Source organism: uncultured Sphaerochaeta sp., assembly GCF_963676625.2.
GTDB lineage: Bacteria > Spirochaetota > Spirochaetia > Sphaerochaetales > Sphaerochaetaceae > Sphaerochaeta.
In genome coordinates this window covers 444596-465316 of record NZ_CAXXYB010000004.1, presented here as the reverse complement: position 1 = coordinate 465316, position 20721 = coordinate 444596, and the positions used below count along the sequence as shown (strand labels likewise).

The following is a 20721-nucleotide window of genomic DNA, read 5'->3' as shown; positions in this document are numbered from 1 at the left end:
AAATGTCATATTGTCCACACCTTCCTGGAATACCGCTTCCTACTTGTAGGATGTTGTTCTGCATATATCAATCGACTCAGTGAAATGGGTTGCTGGTTTTTCTATCCTGCCTAATTCAAGGATTGTTGTATCAGCTTGGTCTTTCCCCTTTTACGGCTTTGTGTGAAAAGGGATTGTCCAAGCTTTTTGTCTGAAGGTATAATATCCTAAGAATCATATTATTAACTATATAAGAATAATAATAATTGATTAATGCTATTTAAATGAAATATTTCTTATAAATATCATAAAATAAAAAACTCTAATTATTGTTAATGTACAAAAAAATAAGAAATATTTGATTTTATTGTAAAGAGGTATTAACACGCTATTTATTTATCGATATAATTTAGGCATATCTGTATGAAGGAGATGTCAAGAATGGCTATCATGAGTTTTTCAATTCCAAGGACAATATATTATGGTGAAGGCTCTTTATCGAAGCTTTCGGAACTGCGCGGAACCAAGGCTGCCATCGTAACCGGCGGTCACTCAATGAAAAAGTTTGGTTTTCTTGATGCTGCAGAGGCATTGTTGAAGAAAGCCGGAATTTCCTGCATTTTGATTGATGGGGTCGAACCCAATCCTTCCGTAGCAACCGTAAAACGTGGTGCCCAGGCCATGTTGGAATTCGGTCCTGATTGGATTGTTGCCATTGGCGGCGGTTCTGCAATAGATGCGGCAAAGGTCATGTGGTGTTTCTATGAACACCCTGAAATTACCTTCGAATCAATCATCGAGCCAGGTTCCATGCCTCCTTTGCGCAATAAGGCCCGTTTCATTGCCATTCCCTCAACCAGTGGGACTGCCTCGGAAATTACCGCTTTCTCGGTAATCACTGATCCGGAAAACCATATCAAATACCCCATTGTCGCAGCTGACATGGTACCTGATATTGCCATCCTCGATCCAAGTCTGCCCATGACCATGCCTGCCCACATTACCGCCAATACCGGTATGGATGTCATGTGCCATGCCAGTGAGGCCTTGGCTTCCACCGCCGCTACTTCCTTTACCGATCCGTATGCAATTCAGGCCATCCGCCTGGTTCTTGATAACCTTCCGACCGCCTACAAGGATCCCAAGAACCTCGTTGCCAGGGAGAATATGCATGAAGCCTCTGCCCTTGCAGGTATGGCCTTCACCAATGCCTCCCTTGGATTGATCCACTCCATGGCTCATAAGATCGGTGGTGAGTTCGGTGTTACCCACGGCTTGGCGAACGCCATCCTTCTTCCGTATGTAATTGCATACAATAAGAAGAGTACGGGAAAATATGGTTATGGAGAGAAAATCCTTGGCATCAAGGACCTCTCACAAGAGATCAAGAGACTGAACAAGGAAATGAATATTCCTACTTGTTTCAAGGATTGCACTGAAGTGGATTTCTCCGAGAAGAAGTTCCTTGAAGTGCTTGACCGGATGAGTGAACATGCCTTTGAAGATCCCTGCACACTTACCAACCCTGGTAAACCTTGTGTAGCTGATGTGAAAATGCTGTTTGAAGCTGCCTATTATGGCAAGGATGTAAAGTAATCCTAGTTCGGAAAAGTTTTATAGCAAGGGTGTTTGCAAGTACGTTGCAAACACCCTTGTTTTTTCTTGGTTGACAAACCTGGTTTTCATCCTAGATGAGAAGTCCAGATGCGTTGGTATTGTTTGGGGCTCATGGACATTACCTTGCGAAATTGCCTGGAAAAATAGTTTGGGTCGGAAAAGCCCGTTGCCTCAGAGATTTCGGACATGCTCAGATTGCCTTCCTGAATCAAGGTACAGGCATAGGCGATCCGCTTGTGAATATGAAATTCTATGGGAGATAGGGCAGTGCAATGCTGAAAATATCGGTTGAGGGTGCTTGAACTCATGTTGGCTACTTTTATCAGGTCCTTTGTTGAAAGAGCCTGGTCTTTATTTCTGTCCATGAAGTCAATGACTCCGGAAAGCCTGCGTACAACCTGGTTGTTATCCCTGGGTACTTCATCGTAGATTCGCGAAAGGGAGACCAAGAGGATAAGCAGACAGGAGTAGGCCATGGTTTTCGCTCCTGTCCCTACTTCCTGGATATCGGTTTCCCGTTCCATTTGCTGAAGGGTAGGGAGTAGCTCTGCAAGCTGGGACGGATTGATATGCAAGAAGGGAATGCCATCGGTCTTGCAAAACAGGGATTGAAACCCGGGAAGTTCGGAGAGGTCCAAAAAGTTCTTGGCAAAGAGATTTTTTCCTATAAGGATATTATAGAGCACGAGGTTTTCAGTTTTCTTGTATCCATGTTCTATTCCCGGGGATATGAAGAAGACAGAACCTTCCCTGATGGGTTGTTCCTCACTCTGGGTAAAGTTAATGCCATTGCCGGCGATAACGAATACCAATTCGTAGAATTCATGGCTATGAAGGCTGTAGGGTATTTCAGGATCTCTCTTTACCACCCTAAGTTGGAGATCTGGTTCAAAGAAGAAGGTATTACCTGTCAAGACAGTACTTGTCATGCAAAAATCGTGCTTTATTATGAGGGTTTTGTCAAGGAATTGAAATAAATGGGTAGTCAACGTAATTTTTACTGGCAATAGTGCAAGTAAATTTGACAAATGCCTATACGTGACATACCGTTTGAATGGAGGTGGGCAGATGTACTCTCTTTCCTTGGATATCGGCACATCAAAAATTGGGTTGCTGGCTTTTGACCTTTCTAATCTGGGTGTGGTCTCTCTTGTTTCTGCACCGAATACTACAGGTATAAAATCCATTGATCCCTTGAACGGTGAACAAGACCCGGAAAAAATATGGGAAATAACCCAGCATTTGTTTGTACAACTGAAACAATCAGGGGTGGATTTCACATCTGTTGCTTCCCTTGCCCTGACAGGGCAGATGCATGGTATCTTGCTTATCGATGCAAAAGGGAAGCCTCATTCCAATCTCATAACTTGGCGTGATGCCCGTTATGGGGTGGAAAAAGATGCCGATACCCATTTCGTCACGAACGGCTGCCATCTCCAACAAGGCTATGGAGGGACTTCCCTGGTTGGGTTAAAAAAAACTGGGTTTGATTTTACGGATTTGAGAGTTTGTACCATAGCTTCATTCATTGTGGGGAAACTATGCGGGAACTATGGAATCGATGATACCAGTGCAGCAAGCCTTGGCCTCTATAATCTCGAAGCCAGCGACTGGAATCATGAACAAATCGAGGAACTAGGATTGCCTTTGAGTTTATTTCCCAGAATTGGGCAAGCTTGTACGGTTGCGGGTACGATACGTGCTCCTGTAGCCCTGTTTCTGGGATTACCCAAAGAGACTGTGATTTGTTTTCCTATAGGGGATAACCAGGCAAGTTACCTAGGGGCGGTAGGATTCTCAAATACTTGCCTGATAAATATCGGGACAGGTGGACAGCTTTCAAGGTCCTCAACGGTAATTATGTGCAAAGATTCAATTGAGACCCGACCCTTGCCTGGTGGAAAATTTTTGCAAGTCTACAGTAGTCTGTGCGGCGGCTGGGCTTATGCGTATCTGAAGGACTTTTGCAAGGACTTGCTTGCCATTTTTGGTCATGAAACTGATGATGATGTGATTTATGCTACCTTGGATGCACTTGCCCTTGCAGAGGAAGGTAAAAGTGGTTTGTGTGTCGATACTCGTTTCATGGGATTACGTGGAGAAGAAAATACCGTATTCGGAAGTATAAAAGGTATTAATACGAAAAATTTTCGTATTGGATCGTTGGCCTATGGATTTCTGGAAGGAATGGTTGGTGAACTGCAGCAATCAAGATTGGCAGATGATCGACTGGCTTATATTGTTGCAAGCGGAAATGCCGTAAGGAAAAATGCATTGATGAGGGGTATTATAGAGAAACAGTTCAACTGTCCCTGTATTCTACCTCCGTTTGGGGAGGAGGCCGCCGTCGGAGCCGCGATAGGATGCGCTGTCTATGGGGTTGGAAATCTATCCAAGATAGATATACAGTCAAGAATATTTTCACAAGATATATAGAGGAGAAGCGTAATGAGTTTGAAAAGCATTGTCAGTGGAATCCAACATATTGGCATCCCTACCAATGATTTGGAATCTACCCTTTCATTTTACGAGAAACTTGGATTTGAAATTGCTTATGAGACAACAAATGGTTCAGAGAAAGTTGCATTCTTGAAATTGGGAAGTATTGTCATTGAGACCTACCAGAACGGAAAGGCCACTCGTATTCCTGGTGCAATAGACCATATAGCCTTGGATGTCAATGATATCGACAAGGCCTATTCCCTTATACGGGAGAAAGGCTTTACTGAGCTCGAGGATGGTATGCAGACTTTGCCATTTTGGGCAAACGGGGTAAAGTTTTTTACTATCCTGGGGCCGAATCAGGAAAAGGTGGAATTCAGCCAGATGCTTTGAGCCTGGTAGGTTGTATTCTCTTTGTGATATCGTTTATATCTATCGAAGAACTCACTGCCATCAGGGATGCGGCTTTGTCTTGATCTTCCCGTCTACTGGATACAAAAGGTTATCGTAAGAACAAAACCACACACTGAGGCCTTGAAGAGCAACGGTTGAAAAGGCCGTTCTATCCCAGGTCTGGCAACAGGCATAGCCTTGGTTCTCCTTTGTTCGTTGTTTTAGTCAATGCCATTAGAGAGGGAACCCGTCTTTATTGTTCAATGTCCTGTAAGCAAGCAGCATGATATATCATTGTTTTCCCGGATTTTCAGATGAATTCACGGTATTTCACTCGGCTTTATACTGTTTTTTTTGGTATTGAGAAATGACTGGAAAAGCCCTTTTGTCTCTCAAGTATTCTCTGCCATTGACAGCATTGTGCTTATGAAATAAATTAGTTTAAAATAAATAATTAAAAAACAATAGGTGGTATCATGAAAAAAATATTAGCGATTCTGACGTTAAGCTTAATAATTGTCACTCTGGTATCGTGCGGTTCCGGGAAAAAGGAAAGTTCTGAAGAAGCTGCTGTTGCATCGGTTTTTCAGGGACAGGATTGGAGCTCCCCATATTATAGTAAAGATATGGCAGGAACGACTCTAAACCTATATGGAGTTACCGATACTGTTCGCCCCATTCTGGATGCTTTCACTGAAGACACAGGAATCAAGATTGAACATCTTACAATGAAAAACGGAGAAATCCTTCAGAGACTTACCAATGAAGCTGATTCTGGGGTTGTCATAGCTGACCTCTGGTTTACTGGCGGGGCCGATACTTTTATTATTGCAGCTGAGAAGGGACTTCTCCTGCCTTATGATTCGCCAAACGGAGAATCACTTGATGCGGATATGAAAGACCCTAATCATTTCTGGTATGGAACATCTTTGACTCTGGTTAACTGGGTCATCAATAAAGATCTTATTGCAGAAAAAGGGCTTCAGATGCCAAGAGTTTGGGATGATCTTCTTCAAGAAGGGCTAAAGGGACAGGTTTCCATGCCCAATCCTGCTTCTTCTGGTACTGCATACAATGTCGTGAGTGCTATACTCCAGACAAGAGGGGAAGAGGAGGGCTGGTCTTATCTTAAAAAATTGATTAACCAGGTACCGTTCTTTACTGCTAGAGGCAGTGATCCTGCCAATATGGTTATAAATGGCGAAGCTATTGTTGGAATTAATGCAAGCAATGGTGACAGGGAATTGGAGATTAACAACCCTCACATCAAACTGGTCTATCCTGCAGATGGAACAGGATGGTGGCCGCAACCTGTTGCTATTATCAAAGGTAGCAAACATGAAAACGAGGCCAAAGTGTTTATTGACTGGATTATTTCTAAGCGTGGAATGGAGGTAACAGCTGCATCACGTAATGCTGCCGTTGCAAGAAAGGATGTGAAAATACCTGAGGGAATAGAAGATATAAAGGATATTGCCCTTTTCCCCACTGATTTCCAGACTAATGCACTGAACAGAGATGCTATACTTGCTCAATGGGCTGAATATGTAAAATGATGGTAAAAGGTGAACCACTGAAGGGCATTTATTATCTTATCGCCTTTTTGCTGATTTGTTTTACTGCTTTCCCTGTTTTGTCGATTTTTCTCTACGGGATTTTTCCCCTGCCGGAAAAATGGGAAATGGGAAAGCAAATAGTACGTTCTCTGCCCTATTTAAGAAACAGTTTTCTCATAGCTGGGATTGTTACTCCCGTCGCTGTTCTCATTGGGCTTTCGGCTTCATTGACAATTCACCGTTTCCACTCACGATTACATGAAATTTTTCGTTTGATTCTGTTACTATCCATTATTCATCCTCCCTTTGTTGGAAGCATTTCTTTCATCATGCTTTTTGGGAGACGAGGGCTAATTACCCATGGTCTCTTACATCTTGATGTCAGCCCTTACGGTTGGCAGGGGATAGCCCTGATGCAGTTTCTGGGAATGGGAGCTATGGCTTATCTGATAATTTCCAGTTCCGTTGAGAAAGCCGATCCTTTAATAGAAGAAGCTGCAAGAAATCTTGGAGTTTCGGAACTGAAAATATTCTGGGATATTACTCTCAGATCTATGTATCCCGAGATTTCTTCTGCCGCCATCCTAGTCTTTTTGGCTTCAATGGCAGATTTCGGTACCCCCCTGATCATCGGTGGGGCTTTCCAGACTTTGGCTTCGGATCTCTATATCCAGATAACAGGCCTCTATGACATGAAATCTGCTGCAGTCTCGGGAATTCTTCTGCTTGTTCCCTGTCTTGCTCTTTTCGCCTATCAACGGAAGATTAACAGGAAAAAAGCTTATTACGCCATGGCTCTATCAGGAGGTACTATCGAGTACCGCCATTACAATCCGATTGTAAAGTTTTCAGTGACATCCCTTACTTTTCTTTACTGCCTTTTTATACTTCTTAAATATGGATTTATCCTAATTGGGGCCTTCACTGAGCATTGGGGGTATGATTATTCACTGACATTACGACACTTTATCAAGGTATTTGATACAGATTTATCTCCGTTTGCAAATAGTATCCAATTGGCATTTTTCACAGCGCTTATTTCTTCTGGTATGGGTATATTTCTTAGTTATATAGTCAAGAGAAAGAAATGGGCATTCACGATGGTCTCGGATGTGCTGGCCACTCTTCCAGCGGCAGTTCCCGGAATTCTTCTGGGTATCGGTTATCTTGTAACGTTTAAATATCCTATTTTGGGAATCGGGCGATTCATCCTCAAAGACCAGCCTCCACTGATTCTCCTGGGTACTGGAATTATTATTTATATAATCTGTATTTTTCGTTATATGAATATCGGGCTCAGAACTGGCTATGCCTTGATGGAGCATATAAACCCCAATATTGAGGAGGCGGCAAGAAATCTAGGGCAAAGCGAGAATAGGATTTTTTCAGGGATTGTCATGCCGTTGCTTTCCCCTGCTTTCAGGACTTCTTTTTTCAAGATTTTCTCTACAACCATGACAACTCTGGGAGCAATTATTTTTCTACTTCTCCCATCCAATAAAGTAGCTGTCCAAACCATTTTCCAGACTATAACAGGTAGCGAAAGAGGTGTTGCAGCCGCTATGGCACTGCTTCTTTCGTTGGCAACTGCTGTTATGCTGGGATTTTTCTACCTGATTAGTGTGATAATAACCAAGAGGAGAGTATGAGCATAAAAAAAATCAAACTTTCTATGAAAGATCTGCATCAGAGTTATGGGAATACTCCGATTCTCAAGGGTATCTCTCTTGATGTTTACGAAGGGGAGATCCTGGTTATTCTCGGTTCTTCAGGATGTGGAAAAACATCCCTTCTTAAATCTATTGCGGGATTGGTTCCTCTCGACAGTGGCCAATTGCTCCTTGATGGAAGAAATGTGGAAGATCTACCTCCCCAAAGTCGAAAAACAGTCATGATTTTTCAGAACTATGCCCTATTTCCCCATATGAATGTGAGAGAAAATCTGGAATATGGCTTGAAGGTAAAAGGCCGGAAGAGAGAAAATTGGGAGGAACAGTTTGCAGCTACTCTTCATCTCCTCAAACTGGAAGGTTTGGAAAATCGACCCGTAACGGAACTGAGTGGTGGACAGCAGCAACGTGTTGCCATAGGTCGTGCCATGATTATCGAACCAGCGGTTCTTCTTTTTGATGAACCTTTGAGTAATCTCGATGAGAATCTTCGAAAGCAGATGAGAAAGGAGATCCGTAACATCCTGCGACAATCCAATATTACCAGCATCTACGTGACTCATGATCAAAACGAAGCACTGGCTATAGCTGATAGAATTGTCGTGATGCGAGAGGGCCAAATTGAACAAATCGCACTACCTTCCGAGCTTCATTATAAACCAGACAGCGAATATGTGGCTCGCTTTCTTGGATATAATAACATTTTCCCTGGGGAGTTCAGTAAAAATAATCTCAGCCTTTTCAAAATGAATTTTCCTCTCGATGAAATCCATGAGGAAGGGACGTTTCCCGTACTTATACGGCCTGAAGACCTGGGAATCTCCCGTGATGAGAACGCAGAAGGAACGCTCTCAGGGATTGTCTCAGACATAGAAATACAATCCAGTGTACGCCGATATCGAGTAAATACCCCCTTTGGCGAATTTGATGTTTCCCTGCTGAACAAACGTGATGTTACTCCATTGTCTATAGGAGACCTCGTTTATCTTGAACTGAAGCGAGAAAGCTTACATTTTCTCCGTTCTGTTGTATAATTTCCTTATGATAATTGATCTTCATTTTCACACACAAAGGTATTCTTCCTGCAGTCGCATCGCTCTTGAGGACGGGGTAAAACGGGCCGCAGCTCTCGGCCTGGATGCAATATGTATCACCGAACACGATGTCTTTCATAACTATTCCAATGTGGCTGAGCTGGAGAGGAAGTTTAAGATCAAAATCTTTTCGGGAGTCGAAATCTTAACAAACCAAGGAGACATCATTTGTTTCGGATTGGATCAGATTCCTGAAAAAATGCTATTTGCAGAAGAATTGGTCGCCCACCTTTTCAAATCGGGAGGAGCCACCATTGCTGCCCACCCCTTCCGTGATAACAATAGAGGAATAAAGGATCTTATATGTTCCCTCCCGGGATTGACTGCTGTGGAAGCCTGGAACGGAAACACCGCTCAAAAAGACAATCTCCATGCCTTGGAATTGGCCAGACGTTGTAAAATTCCGGTAACGGGAGCAAGTGATTCCCACAGGATAGAAAAGATTGGCTGTTTCGCTACGGAGTTTTTCGCATCCATTTGCTCTGAGAGAGAACTTATCAATGCGCTGAGAAGTGGAGAATACCAACCTGTTCGTTATAATGAAGAGACTGGGCTTTATCAGGAGCCGATATAAAAAATAATGGGAATTTCCTGTTGCATACCATGTGAGGATTCCTGCAATTTGCTTGTTTCGCCTTCAGTAATTGAATTTCTTAATACGGCTTGTGGCTAGATACCACAATTAGGCTATAAGCACTTATTTAATCTGTAGCTTTATGATTTAGAATGCCCCAATGACTTCTGGGGCATCAAGTTATATTCCAAGAAGCTTTCATAGAGATGCAAATGCATCTTGCTATGTTTCTGATAGGGAAATCTTGGGATGTAGTTATAGATTACACTTTACAAGCTACTGGCATCTGTCCAAATTAAGGAGAATGGTCTTCAGAACTTGATCATTCCCCATCTTCCGATCTCCTTGAACCCGATTTTCCGGTAAATCTGTCCGGCAATGGGGTTGTCATAGAACAGACAAAGGAATGAGAGTCCAGAGGAAAAGCTTTCCTTGCAGAGCTTTTGAACCATCTGGGTGGCCAACCCTTTTTTTCGATATTCCGGTAATGTGGCTACCCCTACGACCATGGCTCCTGATTGTGTCTTCGCCGTCGTGTAGGCAACAGAGATTAGTTTTTCTTGGTCATACAGGCCAAATCCCAAAGCTTTTGACCCAAGACTTTCCTGAAGCTCCAGGATCTTGTCTTCCTCGTGCTCGATGAAGGGTTTCGCAAATTCCTGTATTTTTTGGTAAAGCTTGGCAACCGGTATTGCATCGGTTGCCGATAGTCTTTTGATTTCATTTTCCAAGGGAATTTCCGATAGGAGTGCATCATTCTCGCATCTGCATAAGTAGGTACCCAGGATATTGGCTTTGGGGTAATACGGGGCAAGTCTTTCCAGAAGGGGCTCCTTACCGCTGATAACCATGACAGTTTGACCTTTGAGATATGAGGCAAGGTCTTCTGCCTTATAGTCTGTATGATCGCTGTAGACAACATAATTCTGAAAATATCTAAGCAGGATACAATCCCAGGGATCAGAGAATGCAAACATCTCGACTATATGTCCTTCAAGGCCGTATTGTTCAATATCTCCCTCGATAAAGAGGTTCATTTCACGTTCCTTTTTGATGTATGCACGTATCATCGGGATGTCTGCATTGGTCAATTTCCGTGGAGTCATTAAATCTTTCCTCGCTTGAATTCTTTTGCAAATGGTTGGTAATTTCCTTCAGGATTATACCATTTGTGGCTATTATGGTCATCTTTTATGGCAAAGACAATACTTTTGAAAGCGTGGAGGAAGGTTTTTTCGCGTAAAACCTCATGAAACAAAGCTGCCATATGCTCAGGGGGATTGCAAAATGCCCCGCAGCCAAAGGCTGAGAGTACCAGTGTTTCCTGGTGATTTGCCATTGCTCCCTTGAAGATTGTACGGATTTTGGTTTTTGTCAGTTCAATGCTGGGAGTGTCAAGTTTCCAGTTCTTCTTGGCATCGGCGAGAATGGTTGGTTGTCGTATAGCCGAGACTGCGAGGAAGCTTACCGTAAAGGGAGTATCCAATAGAGGATAGCCATCCTCTTCAGGACCTCTGAAGATCGTGACTTTCGGCGAATAGACTGAACCGAAGGAGTTGTCGAGCGGGTAGTGGCTCTTTGATTTCTGGATATTGTATTTCTGGGCAAAGGATTCATCAAATTGATACATTGATAGAAAATAATTTGACGAGCGGAACAAACTTTCCTCCTGTGCCCCTGAGCCCTGTTCCACGCCTCCCCCTGGATGGGTGTTGTCTGCCATGTTCAATACCAAAGGATTGTTGCCCAAGGTACTGGCTACAAGCAAGCAATCCCTATCCTCGACAGAGATATTGGTCATAAAATTGCCGGAAGAAATTTCTTCCCTGTCTTTGCTATACAGGATGCTATTCTTCATAAGGTTCCGGTCCAGGGGAAGGCGAACAGTCTTCCCGTGCTCGCTGAAATAATGTTCGCCCTGGACGCAAGCAACGGTATCCTTGAATACCGATATCCTCAGTTCATCCAGCAATTCCCTGTTTCCTTCTTCAACAGCGAGGGAAAAACGTCTTTTAAAGGTCTTGGCATCCCACATTACGTGCTCCTGATTTGTATGATACTTCCCTTATGTTCCTGATTCAAGATTTTCTTGCCCCCTGGAGGACTGGAAGGTATTTCCTTGAATCTGGTTTTCTGATTACTGGGTCTATGAGTTTTTATTGAATGTTTTTTTCTTGGAAATGGTGCAAAAGCTCATTATGAAAAGCTGGCCACAGTATAGACTAAAAAGGAAATTACAGGAATGGTCTGCCCTTGAATTTCAGGAGGGCTTGAGTTCGTTGGCATCCAAAAAAGCCCTGACTCCATCAATGGTCGCCTGGATATGCTCTTCCATGAGTTGTTCGCAACTTGCTTTGTCACGCTTTCGAAGTGCAGCGATAAGAAGCCTGTGATACCTGATACCAAGAGCACAACCGAGAATTGAAACAATGCTCTGCATAGTAGATGACAATACTTCCTCTATTGCCTGATTTGCCTGGATGAGGATGGGATTTCCTGAGAATTCAGCAATTTTTCCATGAAACTGGTAATCGGCCTTACTGAAGGCCGTAATCTCGTCATGCTTTGTTATCATGGTGTTGAAAATATCTTCGAGTTGCGCTATGTCCTCATCCGTAATTCTCTGTACGGCAAGTCCTATTGTTCCTCGCTCGACGATCATACGATATTCCAGGACTTTGATGATGTCTTCCTGTACATCGGAAGGTTTCAGTGGATTGAGTGAGTGGACGGAACCTTTGGCATGATGCCGGACTACCGTGGTTCCTTCTCCCTGATGGGTATGTACAAATCCAAGGGCTTCCAACTGTTGTATTGCAGAACGAATGGTGATTCTGCTGACTCCATATTCTTCGCATAGCAGTTTTTCTGAAGGGATTTTTGTGCCGATTTCCCAAGATCCGTCTTCAATCTGAGTCCTTAGCTTGCTATATATTTGAGTTCTTAATGAGGTTGTTTTCTTTCTGGATTCTTCTTTCACTCTTCTTATCTCCACAACTTATAATACAAGTTAAACCTATAAATTGCAATATATACAATGAGTAATATTTTAATAAAAATGAATATAATTATTTATATTAATTGATTATATGAAGAATTTAAGTAGATTGTGAAAATATTTCTTTACAGATTTGAATATCACTTGTAATATGAGTTTGTTGTGAAAAACAAAAGGAGATTTTGAAAGTATGAAAAAAACAATGGTAGTTTTAGCTGTATTGGCTATTGCCACAACACTCTTTTTTGGCTGTGCCAAGAGAGAGGATGCAAAACCGGCAACCCAAGCAGCAACTGTTGCAGCTACACCTGCAAAAACTGTGGCAACAGCGGTAACGGTCAAGGAGGAGGTTCGTACTGTCAAGCCTGATTATACCATTCGGTTTGCGTATTACGATGCCGGTACCTGGCCATCCATCGCGAAGCTTCCTCTTCCCGAGCATGCCTATGCGCTGGTATTCAAAAGCATAGTTGAAGCTAATTCCAATGGAAAGATTGCCGTGGATCTATTCCCGGGAAATGCTCTTGGCGACACCAAGGCAACCATGGAGATGGCGATGTCCGGTGGGCTGGAAATGGTAACCTGTACAGGTACTGCTTCCTCCATTATGCCTGAACTTCAGGTAATCTTCCTTCCGTATGTGTTCAAGAGTGATGAAGTTGCCTGGGATTTCTTTGACAATAGCCAAATGTGGCAAGACATGGCCAAGACCTTTGAAGAAAAGAGTGGTCTGAAAATGCTGTCCGTAGGGCAAAATGGTACTCGCCATTTTACCAATAACAAGCGCCCGATTCATACTCCCGCCGACATGAAGGGATTGAAGTTCAGGGTCATGCAGAGTCCTATTTATGTAAAGATGGTTGAGGCCATGGGAGCTGCCGCAACTCCGCTTGCTTCCGGGGAAATCTATACTGCGTGCCAAACCGGTGTTGTTGATGGACAGGAAAACCCCATCTGGAATATTGCTGCCAATAAATGGAATGAGGTCCAGAAATACATCACTTTGGATGGTCATACCTGGAGCGAGAACTTTGTAATGATGAATAGTGATTTCTGGAATTCACTACCGGCAGATTACCAACACATCGTAGAAATTGCTGCCTATCATGCACAGAATGCTGACAGAGCTGCCGAAGACCTTGCTTCCCGTGTCCTTGACTTTGAATCTGTCAAATCCACGATGGAAGTATATGTTCCCACAACAGAGGAACTGGATGCTTTCAAGAAAGCAGCAGCTCCTACCTATGATTGGCTTAGGGGTGAAGTTGGAAATGATGTAGTCGATAAGTTCTTGGCTGAAGTCAAGAAGTCAGAAACCCGATTCGGTTACTAGATCGTATAGAGCGACCGTTGCCTCTTGGTGGCGGTCGTTCCTATTCCAAAGGGGGAAGCCGTGATTGCGATTCTTGGTAAAATTAGTCGGGCATTTGGAAAATTTGCGACGATATTGGCTTGTTTGATCCTCATAGCAGTTTTTCTGGTGATCAGTGCCGGTGTTGTCTGTAGGTTTACTGGTCTTCGGCTTTCCTGGACTGAAGAACTTGCCAGGTGGGGGCTTATCAGCCTTTGCTACGTAGGGGCAAGTGCGGCCTTGCGAAATAGGCAACATATCGGGGTGAATATCCTGGTAAATGCCTTGCCTGTCAAAAGTGCAAAGATAGTGGTTGGATTTGCCTATCTCGTTTGCATGGTCATCGTCATTTATTTCTTTTTAACAGCGGGGAAGCCGCCTTGAAGGCTACGAGAATCAAGGGGGATATTATTCCGATTTCACTCAAATATGTGAAACTGTTACTGCCGATGAGTTTCTTCATGATGTTCTTTCATCTGGTATGGGGCTTCAGTACCATCTTCGGTGCCGAGCGAATATCCGATATAACAATTGGGATTTAAAGGAAATCAAACATGGGTGTTATTGCGATTGTATTTGTGCTAGCCATGGCAATTGGTATCCCGATTGCCTTAGTCCTGGGAGTTTCTTCCTTATATTACTTTGTTGTACTGGGAAATATTCCCTTGAGCATGATCGGCCAGAAAATGTTCAGCGGCATTGATAATTATGTTCTATTGGCAATTCCGTTTTTTATTCTGGCAGGTGAATTGATGAATCGCTCCAAGATTACCGATGCACTCATCAGTTTTTCCAACATATTGGTAGGTCGTATTCCCGGGGCCCTGGCACAAGTGAACATCGTTGCAAGTGTTTTCTTTGCAGGTATTACCGGTAGCGGAGTGGCTGATACTGCAGCTCTTGGATCTTTGTTGATTCCGGCCATGGAAAAAGAAGGCTATTCAGCAGAATATGCAACTGCAGTAACTTGTGCCTCCTCCGTAATTGGTCCCATCATCCCTCCCAGTGTCGTCATGGTCATTTATTCCATGGCCACGGGTGAATCGGTGGGAGCCCTTTTTGCGGCAGGGTATATTCCGGGATTGGCAATAGCTTTGTCCCTCATGGTACTTACGTATATATATGCCAGAAAATATAACCATCCACGACGGACTGAGCGAATTCCCTTCAAGACGGTTGTCTTTACCCTTAAGGAATCCTTTGTCGGGCTTATGTGTCCAGTTGTGCTTGTCGTCGGTATTTTCAGTGGAATCTTTACTCCCACTGAAGCGGCAGTCATTTCTTGCTTGTACGCTATTTTTGCAGGCGTGTTCATTCTCAAGACAATGTCTTGGAAAGAAGTGTTTGAGAGTTTCAAGAGTGCGGCAGTAACTTCTTCCATAACTCTGTTGGTCATTGCCATGGCCAATCTCTTTGGGCAAGTCTTGACCATTGAGAGAATTCCGACCCTTGTCGCAAATTTTATGCTTGGCATTACGACAAATAAATATCTCTTCCTGTTGATGGTGAATGTATTTCTCTTGTTCATGGGTATGATAATGGATCCAGGAGCCTCAGTGCTGATACTGGCCCCTATTTTGCTTCCCATTGCAGTCCAGCTCGGGATTCAACCCTTGCATTTTGCCTTGGTGATGCTGGTCAACCTGAACATCGGATTGAGCACTCCTCCTGTAGGTACTTGCCTGTATGCGGCTGCTCCGATATCAGGATTGAGTATCGAGAAGATCTCAAAGGCCATTATGCCGTTCATCGGTGTCGAACTTATTGCCCTGATGTTACTTACTTTTATTCCTGACCTAACGCTCTTTTTGCCTCGTCTGCTTGGATATATTTATTAATGAAGGAAGTATGAAACATGAAAGCTTTGTATTATGTGGGTGAAAATACCATGGAACTACGGCAAATTGCCAAGCCTGTTCCTGGTTCAGGCGAATACTTGATCCGCGTGAAATCCAATGGTATTTGTGGCTCTGATTATGAAGGTTACAGGGGGAAGACGGGGAGAAGAACTCCTCCCATGATCATGGGGCATGAGTTTTCAGGAATCATCGAAGAAGCTCCCGAAACTGGCAAATATGTGGTAGGCCAGAAGGTCGTGGTATTCCCAAAACCCTATTGCGGGGTCTGTGAATACTGCAAGAAGGGATTGGTCAATGTATGTCCTGAAGGAATCTGCATGGGAGTCCTCGATGTAAATGGCTCCATGTGTGAGTATGTCGTCATCCAGGAAAAATATTTGATTCCCTTTGAAGGGATCTCTTTCAATGAAGCTGCGTTTACCGAGCCTTTGGCAGTGGCCTACCGGGCAACCCATAAGATATCTGATGAAGAACTCAAGGAGGCCGGCTACACCATAATAATTGGCGCCGGGACAATAGGTCTCTTGGCCCTTGCACTTCTTAAGTATCGTGGAGCGAGGAACGTGATAATCAGCGATGCCACTGATTATCGACTAGATGTTGCCAAGCAACTTGGCGCCGATTTCGTCATCAATCCCAGAAATGAGAATTTTGGCGATGCAATCGGAAGGATAACCGGAAAAAAGGGCTGTGATTTTTCCATCGAGGCTGTAGGTATTGCAGCTACTGCAACAAACTCCCTGGAATGCCTGAAAATCGGGGGAACCGCCATTTGGATAGGGAATGCCCAGAAAACTGTCGAGGTAAACATGCAGAAGATCGTGACCATGGAGCTGAAGATAAAAGGCAACTATGTATACGACCTCGATGGATTTCAAAAGAGCTTGCGCTTGATCGAACAAAAAAAGATCAATCTTGAACCTTTGATGACCAATTATTACAGACTTGAGGACGGCGTTCAGGCTTTCAAGGATCTGGAGAACAATCGCGAAGGGAAAATGCTCAAGGTGTTTTTGGAGAGCTAGGCAAAAAAATGAATGTAACAGGTAAAACAATATTGCTTACCGGTGGTGCCGGTGGGTTGGGTTCTGAGATGGCAATGCTGCTTGCCAAAAATGGGGCGATCGTCTATTTGCTGGATATGGATGAAGCAAAAGGAAAGTCGGTTGAAGAGAGTATCATCGCTGCAAAGGGAAAGGCGACTTTCTTGAAAATGGATATTACTCGATTTGAGGATTGGGAACGAATAGTAGCAAAAATTCTGGAGCTGGAAGGCCATATTGATATTTTGGTGAACAATGCGGGTATAAACATCCGCAAAGCAATCGAGGAAATGTCCTTGGAAGAATGGAATACCATGATGCTTGTCAACGTAGGGAGTGTTTTTCTCGGTACCAAGTATGTGATTCCCGTCATGCGAAACCAGCACAAGGGGTTGATCCTCAATACTTCCTCGGTTTGTGGTCTTATTGGGCATCGGTATACTCCCGAGGCATATTCCGCGACAAAGGGTGCTGTCACGATTCTTACCAAGTCCATTGCCAGCCGATATGCAAAGGATGGAATTCGTTGCAATTCAATACATCCCAGTACCGTAGATACCCCGCTTGTCCAGAAAATGTTTGCAGATCCAGTAAAGAAGCAGCAGAGACTTGATGAAGTTCCTCTTGGACGTTTGGCAACTTCTGCCGATGTCGCGAATGCCGTCTTGTTTCTTTCTTGCGAGGAATCATCGTTTATAAATGGCATTTCCTTGCCAGTTGACGGTGGCGTTACATGTTGTTGATTTCGAATAAGGGATAAGGAGATACATAAATGGATTATTCCCAAGAACAGATTAATGAATTGAAAATGAAAGCAATCAAGGTCAGGGCCAATATCCTTGAGATGATTCCACCCGGAAAAGTGGGACATTTGGGGGGTAGCAGTTCCATTGCTGATGTCATGGCTGCCTTGTATTTTTCTGAAATGCAGGTCAATCCGGGCAATCCGAAGGATCCTGCGAGAGATCGCCTGATCATGAGCAAGGGGCATGCCGTGCTTGTCCAATATGCATGTCTTGTCGAGCTGGGGTTTTTTGATCGTAGTGAGCTTGCCAAGGTAAAAACCTTCAATGGAATGCTTCAAGGGCATCCTGATATGGATAGAACTCCTGGTATCGAAGCGGTTACCGGTTCACTTGGCCAGGGATTGTCGATTTCCCTTGGAATGGCCATGGGATTGAAACTTGATGGAAATGATGCCCGGGTATATACGATTTGCGGCGATGGTGAACTGGCAGAAGGGCAGATATGGGAAGCTATTATGGCAAGTCATGGTTTCAATGCAAATAATTTGACAGCAATCGTCGATTATAACGGAGTTCAGGCCACTGACACCACCAAGAAGATTTTTCCGATTGAAAATCTTTGTGAAAAATGGAAGGCTTTTGGTTGGAATGTCCTGGAAATTGATGGGCATGACATGGTTCAGATACTTGGGGCCATTGATGCGGCAAAGGCCTATAAGGATGGTCCTACGGTAATCTTGGCTCACACTATCAAGGGCAAATGTTTTCCCTTTGCCGAGGGAAAGGCAAAATACCACAATGCTTCGATGACCGAGGAAGAGTACAAGATAGCATGGGAATGCATTGATCGCATGAAGAGGGAGATATAACATGAGAACTTCAGATAGCTTGAGAAAAACCTATGGGGAAACCTTGGTGGAATTGGGCAAGGATAATAAGGATATTGTCCTTCTTGAAGCTGACTTGGGCAATTCGACCATGTCCAGCCTGTATGGGGCCAATTATCCGGAACGTTATTTCCAAATGGGTATTGCCGAACAGAACATGGCTTCCGTGGCCGCGGGGCTTTCTTTGACAGGCAAGATTCCCTTCATCAATTCCTTTGCTGTTTTTGCAACCGGACGCGCCTATGACCAGATCAGGTCTTCAGTGGCTATTGCCGCGTTGAATGTAAAGATATGTGGATCAAGTGCAGGTCTTTCTGACTATGGTGACGGAAAAACTCACCAAAGTATCGATGATATTGCCCTTATGCAGGTACTTCCCCATATGACAGTCCTCTCTCCGGCAGATGCCGTGGAAACAGAACAAATGGTAAAGGCAATGGTTGCAGCAAAAGGTCCGATGTATATAAGGATCAACCGAAATGATCTTCCTGTGATTACCGATCCGAACCAGGAATACCATATCGGAAAGATGACTCAATTGCAGGATGGAACGGATGTTACGGTTTTTGCGACTGGAGTAATGGTCAGCCAATCTCTTAAAGCTGCCGAAATCCTTCAAAAAGAAGGAATTTCCCTTCGGGTTGTCAATGTAAGTACTATCAAGCCTTTGGATACAGAAGCCTTGGAAGCGTATTGTGCAGGCATGAAAGGTGTGGTTACTGCTGAAGAGCATAGTATCTATGGTGGCCTGGGAAGCGTTGTCTGTTCTGCCCTCTCGAAAAAGAAACTTCCCATTGAAGTATTGGGAATTAACGATTCCTTTGGGACCTCTGCCGAAAATTATTCAATTCTATTGAAACATTATGAATTGGAACCGGAAGATATTGCAAAGAAAGTTCGTTCTGTTTTGGAAAACAAGTAAGGAGAAATACATGATGATTGGATTTATTGGTCTTGGAATTATGGGAAAGCCGATGGCAAAGAATTTGTTGAAGGCTGGCTATTCCCTTGTGGTCAATGACTTGAATAAAGATGCTGTTGCCGAGGTCGTTGCCTGTGGTGCCATTGCTGCTCCTTCTGCCAAGAAAGTGGCTGAAATGAGTGACGTGGTGATTACAATGCTTCCCAATTCCCCCCATGTCAAGCAAGTGGTTCTTGGGGAAGGCGGAGTTATCGAAGGTATGAAAAAAGGTACGATTCTTATAGATATGAGTTCCATTTCTCCTATTGTAAGCCAGGAAGTAGCTACCGAACTCTCTAAAAAGGGCATCGTTATGTTCGATGCACCCGTAAGTGGGGGCGAGCCAAAGGCAATCGATGGGACTCTGGCAATTATGGTTGGAGGACCTGAAGCTTCCTTTGCCAAGGTGGAGGATATGCTCAAGGTCATGGGCGGTAGTGTTACGCTTGTCGGTGAGATCGGAAGCGGGAACATCACCAAGCTTGCAAACCAGATTATGGTTGCTGCAAATATTGCGGGCATGAGCGAAGCCTTGGTCTTGGCAACCAAGGCAAAGGTTGATCCCGAAAAGGTATTCAAGGCAATCAGGGGTGGGTTGGCCGGAAGTACCGTACTCGATGCCAAGGCACCTTTGATCCTGGCTGGGAATTTCAAGCCTGGGTTTAGAATTGATTTGCATATCAAGGATCTTCAAAATGCCCTTGATACTGCTGAAAGTCTCGCTTCCCCTGCACCTATCAGTAATGCTGTCATTGGAATGATGAAGAGTCTGTCAGCTGAAGGAAAGGGTAGTGACGACCATGGTGGATTGATTCAATGGTATGAGCAAGAATCGAAGGTTAAGGTTCGATCCTAGTTTATTGTCCAAAAGAATGGGATGAAAAGATAACCGTACTGACTGACAGGCTCTCCTGTAGTCGGTACGGTTTTTCCTATAGATTCTGGAAAATTCCTTTTTCCTTGTTCTTGATGCAATTGTTCCAGGTAAAAATCTTGCCGCTCATGCAAATATAGACACCCGGGGTAAGAATTTGAACGGCAGTAATGGCACAACCGAGGTTAAAGACAGCATCGGAATTCTCAAGCGAATAGGGAATCATGGCGCCGGTAAAGATAATAACATGCCTGTCTTCCTTTCCCAGGGATTCTGCTACTACTGCGGCTGTTTTGCACATCGTATCAGTTCCATGTACCACCACTATTCTTTCTTCATTGCTTGCCAGGCAAGAGGAAGCGACTTCCTGTCGTTGTTCCTCGGTCATATAGAGACTGTCGATTGCCAAGGGGCCCTCAAGTTGCACGGTCAACGTGCATCTGGCTTGCTGCAGGATTCTGGGGAGCTGGGATTCCCTGAAGGTCAATTCTCCCTTTATTGCGTCATATTGCTTGTCAAAAGTACCGCCGGTGGTAATGATTCGTAATTCCTGTGCCATTTTGATTCTCCCTGATCACAAGGATACCAAGAAAAAGGGCTTCGTGCTATGTCCAGAGGTTGGGGCGTCCTGAAAAATCTTTCCTTTTTCCAATGTTTTTATTCTTCTGCAAGCTTTT

21 protein-coding genes are annotated in these 20721 nt (G+C 43.9%); 16 read left to right on the top strand and 5 right to left on the bottom strand.

Features of this window, described 5'->3' with window-relative positions:
* Positions 1-420 precede the first annotated feature (420 nt).
* Positions 421-1575, top strand: coding sequence for an iron-containing alcohol dehydrogenase (locus tag ACHZBG_RS05350; protein WP_320128419.1), 1155 nt, complete (start codon positions 421-423; stop codon positions 1573-1575).
* Between the two features lie 86 nt (positions 1576-1661).
* On the opposite strand, the gene ACHZBG_RS05345 is transcribed toward ACHZBG_RS05350, so the two are convergent.
* Positions 1662-2525 carry an AraC family transcriptional regulator gene (locus ACHZBG_RS05345; protein WP_320128418.1) on the bottom strand — a complete coding sequence of 288 codons (864 nt, stop codon included), beginning with the start codon at positions 2523-2525 and terminating at the stop codon, positions 1662-1664.
* Between the two features lie 109 nt (positions 2526-2634).
* On the opposite strand from ACHZBG_RS05345, the gene ACHZBG_RS05340 reads away from it, so the two are divergent.
* The 6 genes from ACHZBG_RS05340 (at position 2635) to ACHZBG_RS05315 (ending at position 9325) form a co-directional block, all read left to right on the top strand.
* A complete protein-coding gene (locus tag ACHZBG_RS05340) occupies positions 2635-4032 on the top strand; it encodes an FGGY family carbohydrate kinase (RefSeq protein ID WP_320128417.1) in 1398 nt (465 codons plus the stop codon).
* A 12-nt stretch (positions 4033-4044) separates the two neighbouring features.
* On the top strand, positions 4045-4431 hold the full coding sequence (locus tag ACHZBG_RS05335) for a VOC family protein (protein WP_320128416.1): 387 nt from the start codon (positions 4045-4047) through the stop codon (positions 4429-4431).
* Positions 4432-4907: 476 nt separating this feature from the next.
* A complete protein-coding gene (locus ACHZBG_RS05330; protein ID WP_320128415.1) occupies positions 4908-5987 on the top strand; it encodes an ABC transporter substrate-binding protein in 1080 nt (359 codons plus the stop codon).
* On the top strand, positions 5984-7636 hold the full coding sequence (locus ACHZBG_RS05325) for an iron ABC transporter permease (RefSeq protein ID WP_320128414.1): 1653 nt from the start codon (positions 5984-5986) through the stop codon (positions 7634-7636). Before ACHZBG_RS05330 ends, ACHZBG_RS05325 begins: the two co-directional genes overlap by 4 nt.
* Positions 7633-8691, top strand: a complete 1059-nt coding sequence (locus ACHZBG_RS05320) for an ABC transporter ATP-binding protein (protein ID WP_320128413.1) — start codon at positions 7633-7635, stop codon at positions 8689-8691. Before ACHZBG_RS05325 ends, ACHZBG_RS05320 begins: the two co-directional genes overlap by 4 nt.
* A gap of 7 nt (positions 8692-8698) precedes the next feature.
* Positions 8699-9325, top strand: coding sequence for a PHP domain-containing protein (locus tag ACHZBG_RS05315; RefSeq protein ID WP_320128412.1), 627 nt, complete (start codon positions 8699-8701; stop codon positions 9323-9325).
* Between the two features lie 311 nt (positions 9326-9636).
* Here ACHZBG_RS05315 and ACHZBG_RS05310 read toward each other — a convergent pair whose 3' ends face one another.
* From ACHZBG_RS05310 to ACHZBG_RS05300, 3 genes are all read right to left on the bottom strand, one after another.
* Positions 9637-10431: a GNAT family N-acetyltransferase gene (locus ACHZBG_RS05310; RefSeq protein WP_320128411.1), complete on the bottom strand. Its 795-nt coding sequence runs from the start codon at positions 10429-10431 to the stop codon at positions 9637-9639.
* A complete protein-coding gene (locus tag ACHZBG_RS05305; protein ID WP_320128410.1) occupies positions 10431-11360 on the bottom strand; it encodes a TIGR02452 family protein in 930 nt (309 codons plus the stop codon). The genes ACHZBG_RS05310 and ACHZBG_RS05305 overlap by 1 nt, the downstream gene beginning before the upstream one ends.
* A 225-nt stretch (positions 11361-11585) precedes the next feature.
* Positions 11586-12305, bottom strand: a complete 720-nt coding sequence (locus ACHZBG_RS05300; protein WP_320128409.1) for a FadR/GntR family transcriptional regulator — start codon at positions 12303-12305, stop codon at positions 11586-11588.
* A gap of 208 nt (positions 12306-12513) precedes the next feature.
* Between ACHZBG_RS05300 and ACHZBG_RS05295 the strand changes: the two genes are divergently transcribed.
* From ACHZBG_RS05295 to garR, 9 genes are read left to right on the top strand one after another with little or no spacing between them, the layout of a single operon-like run.
* Positions 12514-13656, top strand: coding sequence for a DctP family TRAP transporter solute-binding subunit (locus ACHZBG_RS05295; RefSeq protein ID WP_320128408.1), 1143 nt, complete (start codon positions 12514-12516; stop codon positions 13654-13656).
* Positions 13657-13716: 60 nt separating this feature from the next.
* A complete protein-coding gene (locus tag ACHZBG_RS05290; protein ID WP_320128407.1) occupies positions 13717-14058 on the top strand; it encodes a TRAP transporter small permease subunit in 342 nt (113 codons plus the stop codon).
* A complete protein-coding gene (locus ACHZBG_RS05285; protein ID WP_320128406.1) occupies positions 14055-14216 on the top strand; it encodes a hypothetical protein in 162 nt (53 codons plus the stop codon). The genes ACHZBG_RS05290 and ACHZBG_RS05285 overlap by 4 nt, the downstream gene beginning before the upstream one ends.
* Positions 14217-14228: 12 nt before the next feature.
* Positions 14229-15512: a TRAP transporter large permease gene (locus ACHZBG_RS05280; protein ID WP_320128405.1), complete on the top strand. Its 1284-nt coding sequence runs from the start codon at positions 14229-14231 to the stop codon at positions 15510-15512.
* Between the two features lie 17 nt (positions 15513-15529).
* A complete protein-coding gene (locus ACHZBG_RS05275; RefSeq protein ID WP_320128404.1) occupies positions 15530-16558 on the top strand; it encodes a zinc-binding dehydrogenase in 1029 nt (342 codons plus the stop codon).
* Positions 16559-16566: 8 nt separating this feature from the next.
* Positions 16567-17319 carry an SDR family oxidoreductase gene (locus ACHZBG_RS05270; RefSeq protein ID WP_320128403.1) on the top strand — a complete coding sequence of 251 codons (753 nt, stop codon included), beginning with the start codon at positions 16567-16569 and terminating at the stop codon, positions 17317-17319.
* 29 nt (positions 17320-17348) lie between these two features.
* Positions 17349-18191, top strand: a complete 843-nt coding sequence (locus ACHZBG_RS05265; protein WP_320128402.1) for a transketolase — start codon at positions 17349-17351, stop codon at positions 18189-18191.
* Position 18192: 1 nt separating this feature from the next.
* Complete coding sequence (locus ACHZBG_RS05260; RefSeq protein WP_320128401.1) at positions 18193-19131, top strand: transketolase C-terminal domain-containing protein; 939 nt, start codon at positions 18193-18195, stop codon at positions 19129-19131.
* A gap of 10 nt (positions 19132-19141) precedes the next feature.
* Complete coding sequence (gene garR / locus ACHZBG_RS05255) at positions 19142-20026, top strand: 2-hydroxy-3-oxopropionate reductase (protein ID WP_320128400.1); 885 nt, start codon at positions 19142-19144, stop codon at positions 20024-20026.
* Between the two features lie 76 nt (positions 20027-20102).
* Here garR and ACHZBG_RS05250 read toward each other — a convergent pair whose 3' ends face one another.
* A complete protein-coding gene (locus ACHZBG_RS05250) occupies positions 20103-20603 on the bottom strand; it encodes an asparaginase domain-containing protein (RefSeq protein WP_320128399.1) in 501 nt (166 codons plus the stop codon).
* Between the last annotated feature and the right edge of the window lie 118 nt (positions 20604-20721).

Bases quoted from the DNA above. Each gene is read 5' to 3' on its own strand.
- ACHZBG_RS05350 (WP_320128419.1), top strand. From the start codon at position 421: ATGGCTATCATGAGTTTTTCAATTCCAAGGACAATATATTATGGTGAA.
- ACHZBG_RS05345 (WP_320128418.1), bottom strand. From the start codon at position 2,525: ATGACAAGTACTGTCTTGACAGGTAATACCTTCTTCTTTGAACCAGAT.
- ACHZBG_RS05335 (WP_320128416.1), top strand. From the start codon at position 4,045: ATGAGTTTGAAAAGCATTGTCAGTGGAATCCAACATATTGGCATCCCT.
- ACHZBG_RS05330 (WP_320128415.1), top strand. From the start codon at position 4,908: ATGAAAAAAATATTAGCGATTCTGACGTTAAGCTTAATAATTGTCACT.
- ACHZBG_RS05325 (WP_320128414.1), top strand. From the start codon at position 5,984: ATGATGGTAAAAGGTGAACCACTGAAGGGCATTTATTATCTTATCGCC.
- ACHZBG_RS05320 (WP_320128413.1), top strand. From the start codon at position 7,633: ATGAGCATAAAAAAAATCAAACTTTCTATGAAAGATCTGCATCAGAGT.
- ACHZBG_RS05315 (WP_320128412.1), top strand. From the start codon at position 8,699: ATGATAATTGATCTTCATTTTCACACACAAAGGTATTCTTCCTGCAGT.
- ACHZBG_RS05310 (WP_320128411.1), bottom strand. From the start codon at position 10,431: ATGACTCCACGGAAATTGACCAATGCAGACATCCCGATGATACGTGCA.
- ACHZBG_RS05305 (WP_320128410.1), bottom strand. From the start codon at position 11,360: ATGTGGGATGCCAAGACCTTTAAAAGACGTTTTTCCCTCGCTGTTGAA.
- ACHZBG_RS05295 (WP_320128408.1), top strand. From the start codon at position 12,514: ATGAAAAAAACAATGGTAGTTTTAGCTGTATTGGCTATTGCCACAACA.
- ACHZBG_RS05280 (WP_320128405.1), top strand. From the start codon at position 14,229: ATGGGTGTTATTGCGATTGTATTTGTGCTAGCCATGGCAATTGGTATC.
- ACHZBG_RS05275 (WP_320128404.1), top strand. From the start codon at position 15,530: ATGAAAGCTTTGTATTATGTGGGTGAAAATACCATGGAACTACGGCAA.
- ACHZBG_RS05270 (WP_320128403.1), top strand. From the start codon at position 16,567: ATGAATGTAACAGGTAAAACAATATTGCTTACCGGTGGTGCCGGTGGG.
- ACHZBG_RS05265 (WP_320128402.1), top strand. From the start codon at position 17,349: ATGGATTATTCCCAAGAACAGATTAATGAATTGAAAATGAAAGCAATC.
- ACHZBG_RS05260 (WP_320128401.1), top strand. From the start codon at position 18,193: ATGAGAACTTCAGATAGCTTGAGAAAAACCTATGGGGAAACCTTGGTG.
- garR (WP_320128400.1), top strand. From the start codon at position 19,142: ATGATGATTGGATTTATTGGTCTTGGAATTATGGGAAAGCCGATGGCA.
- ACHZBG_RS05250 (WP_320128399.1), bottom strand. From the start codon at position 20,603: ATGGCACAGGAATTACGAATCATTACCACCGGCGGTACTTTTGACAAG.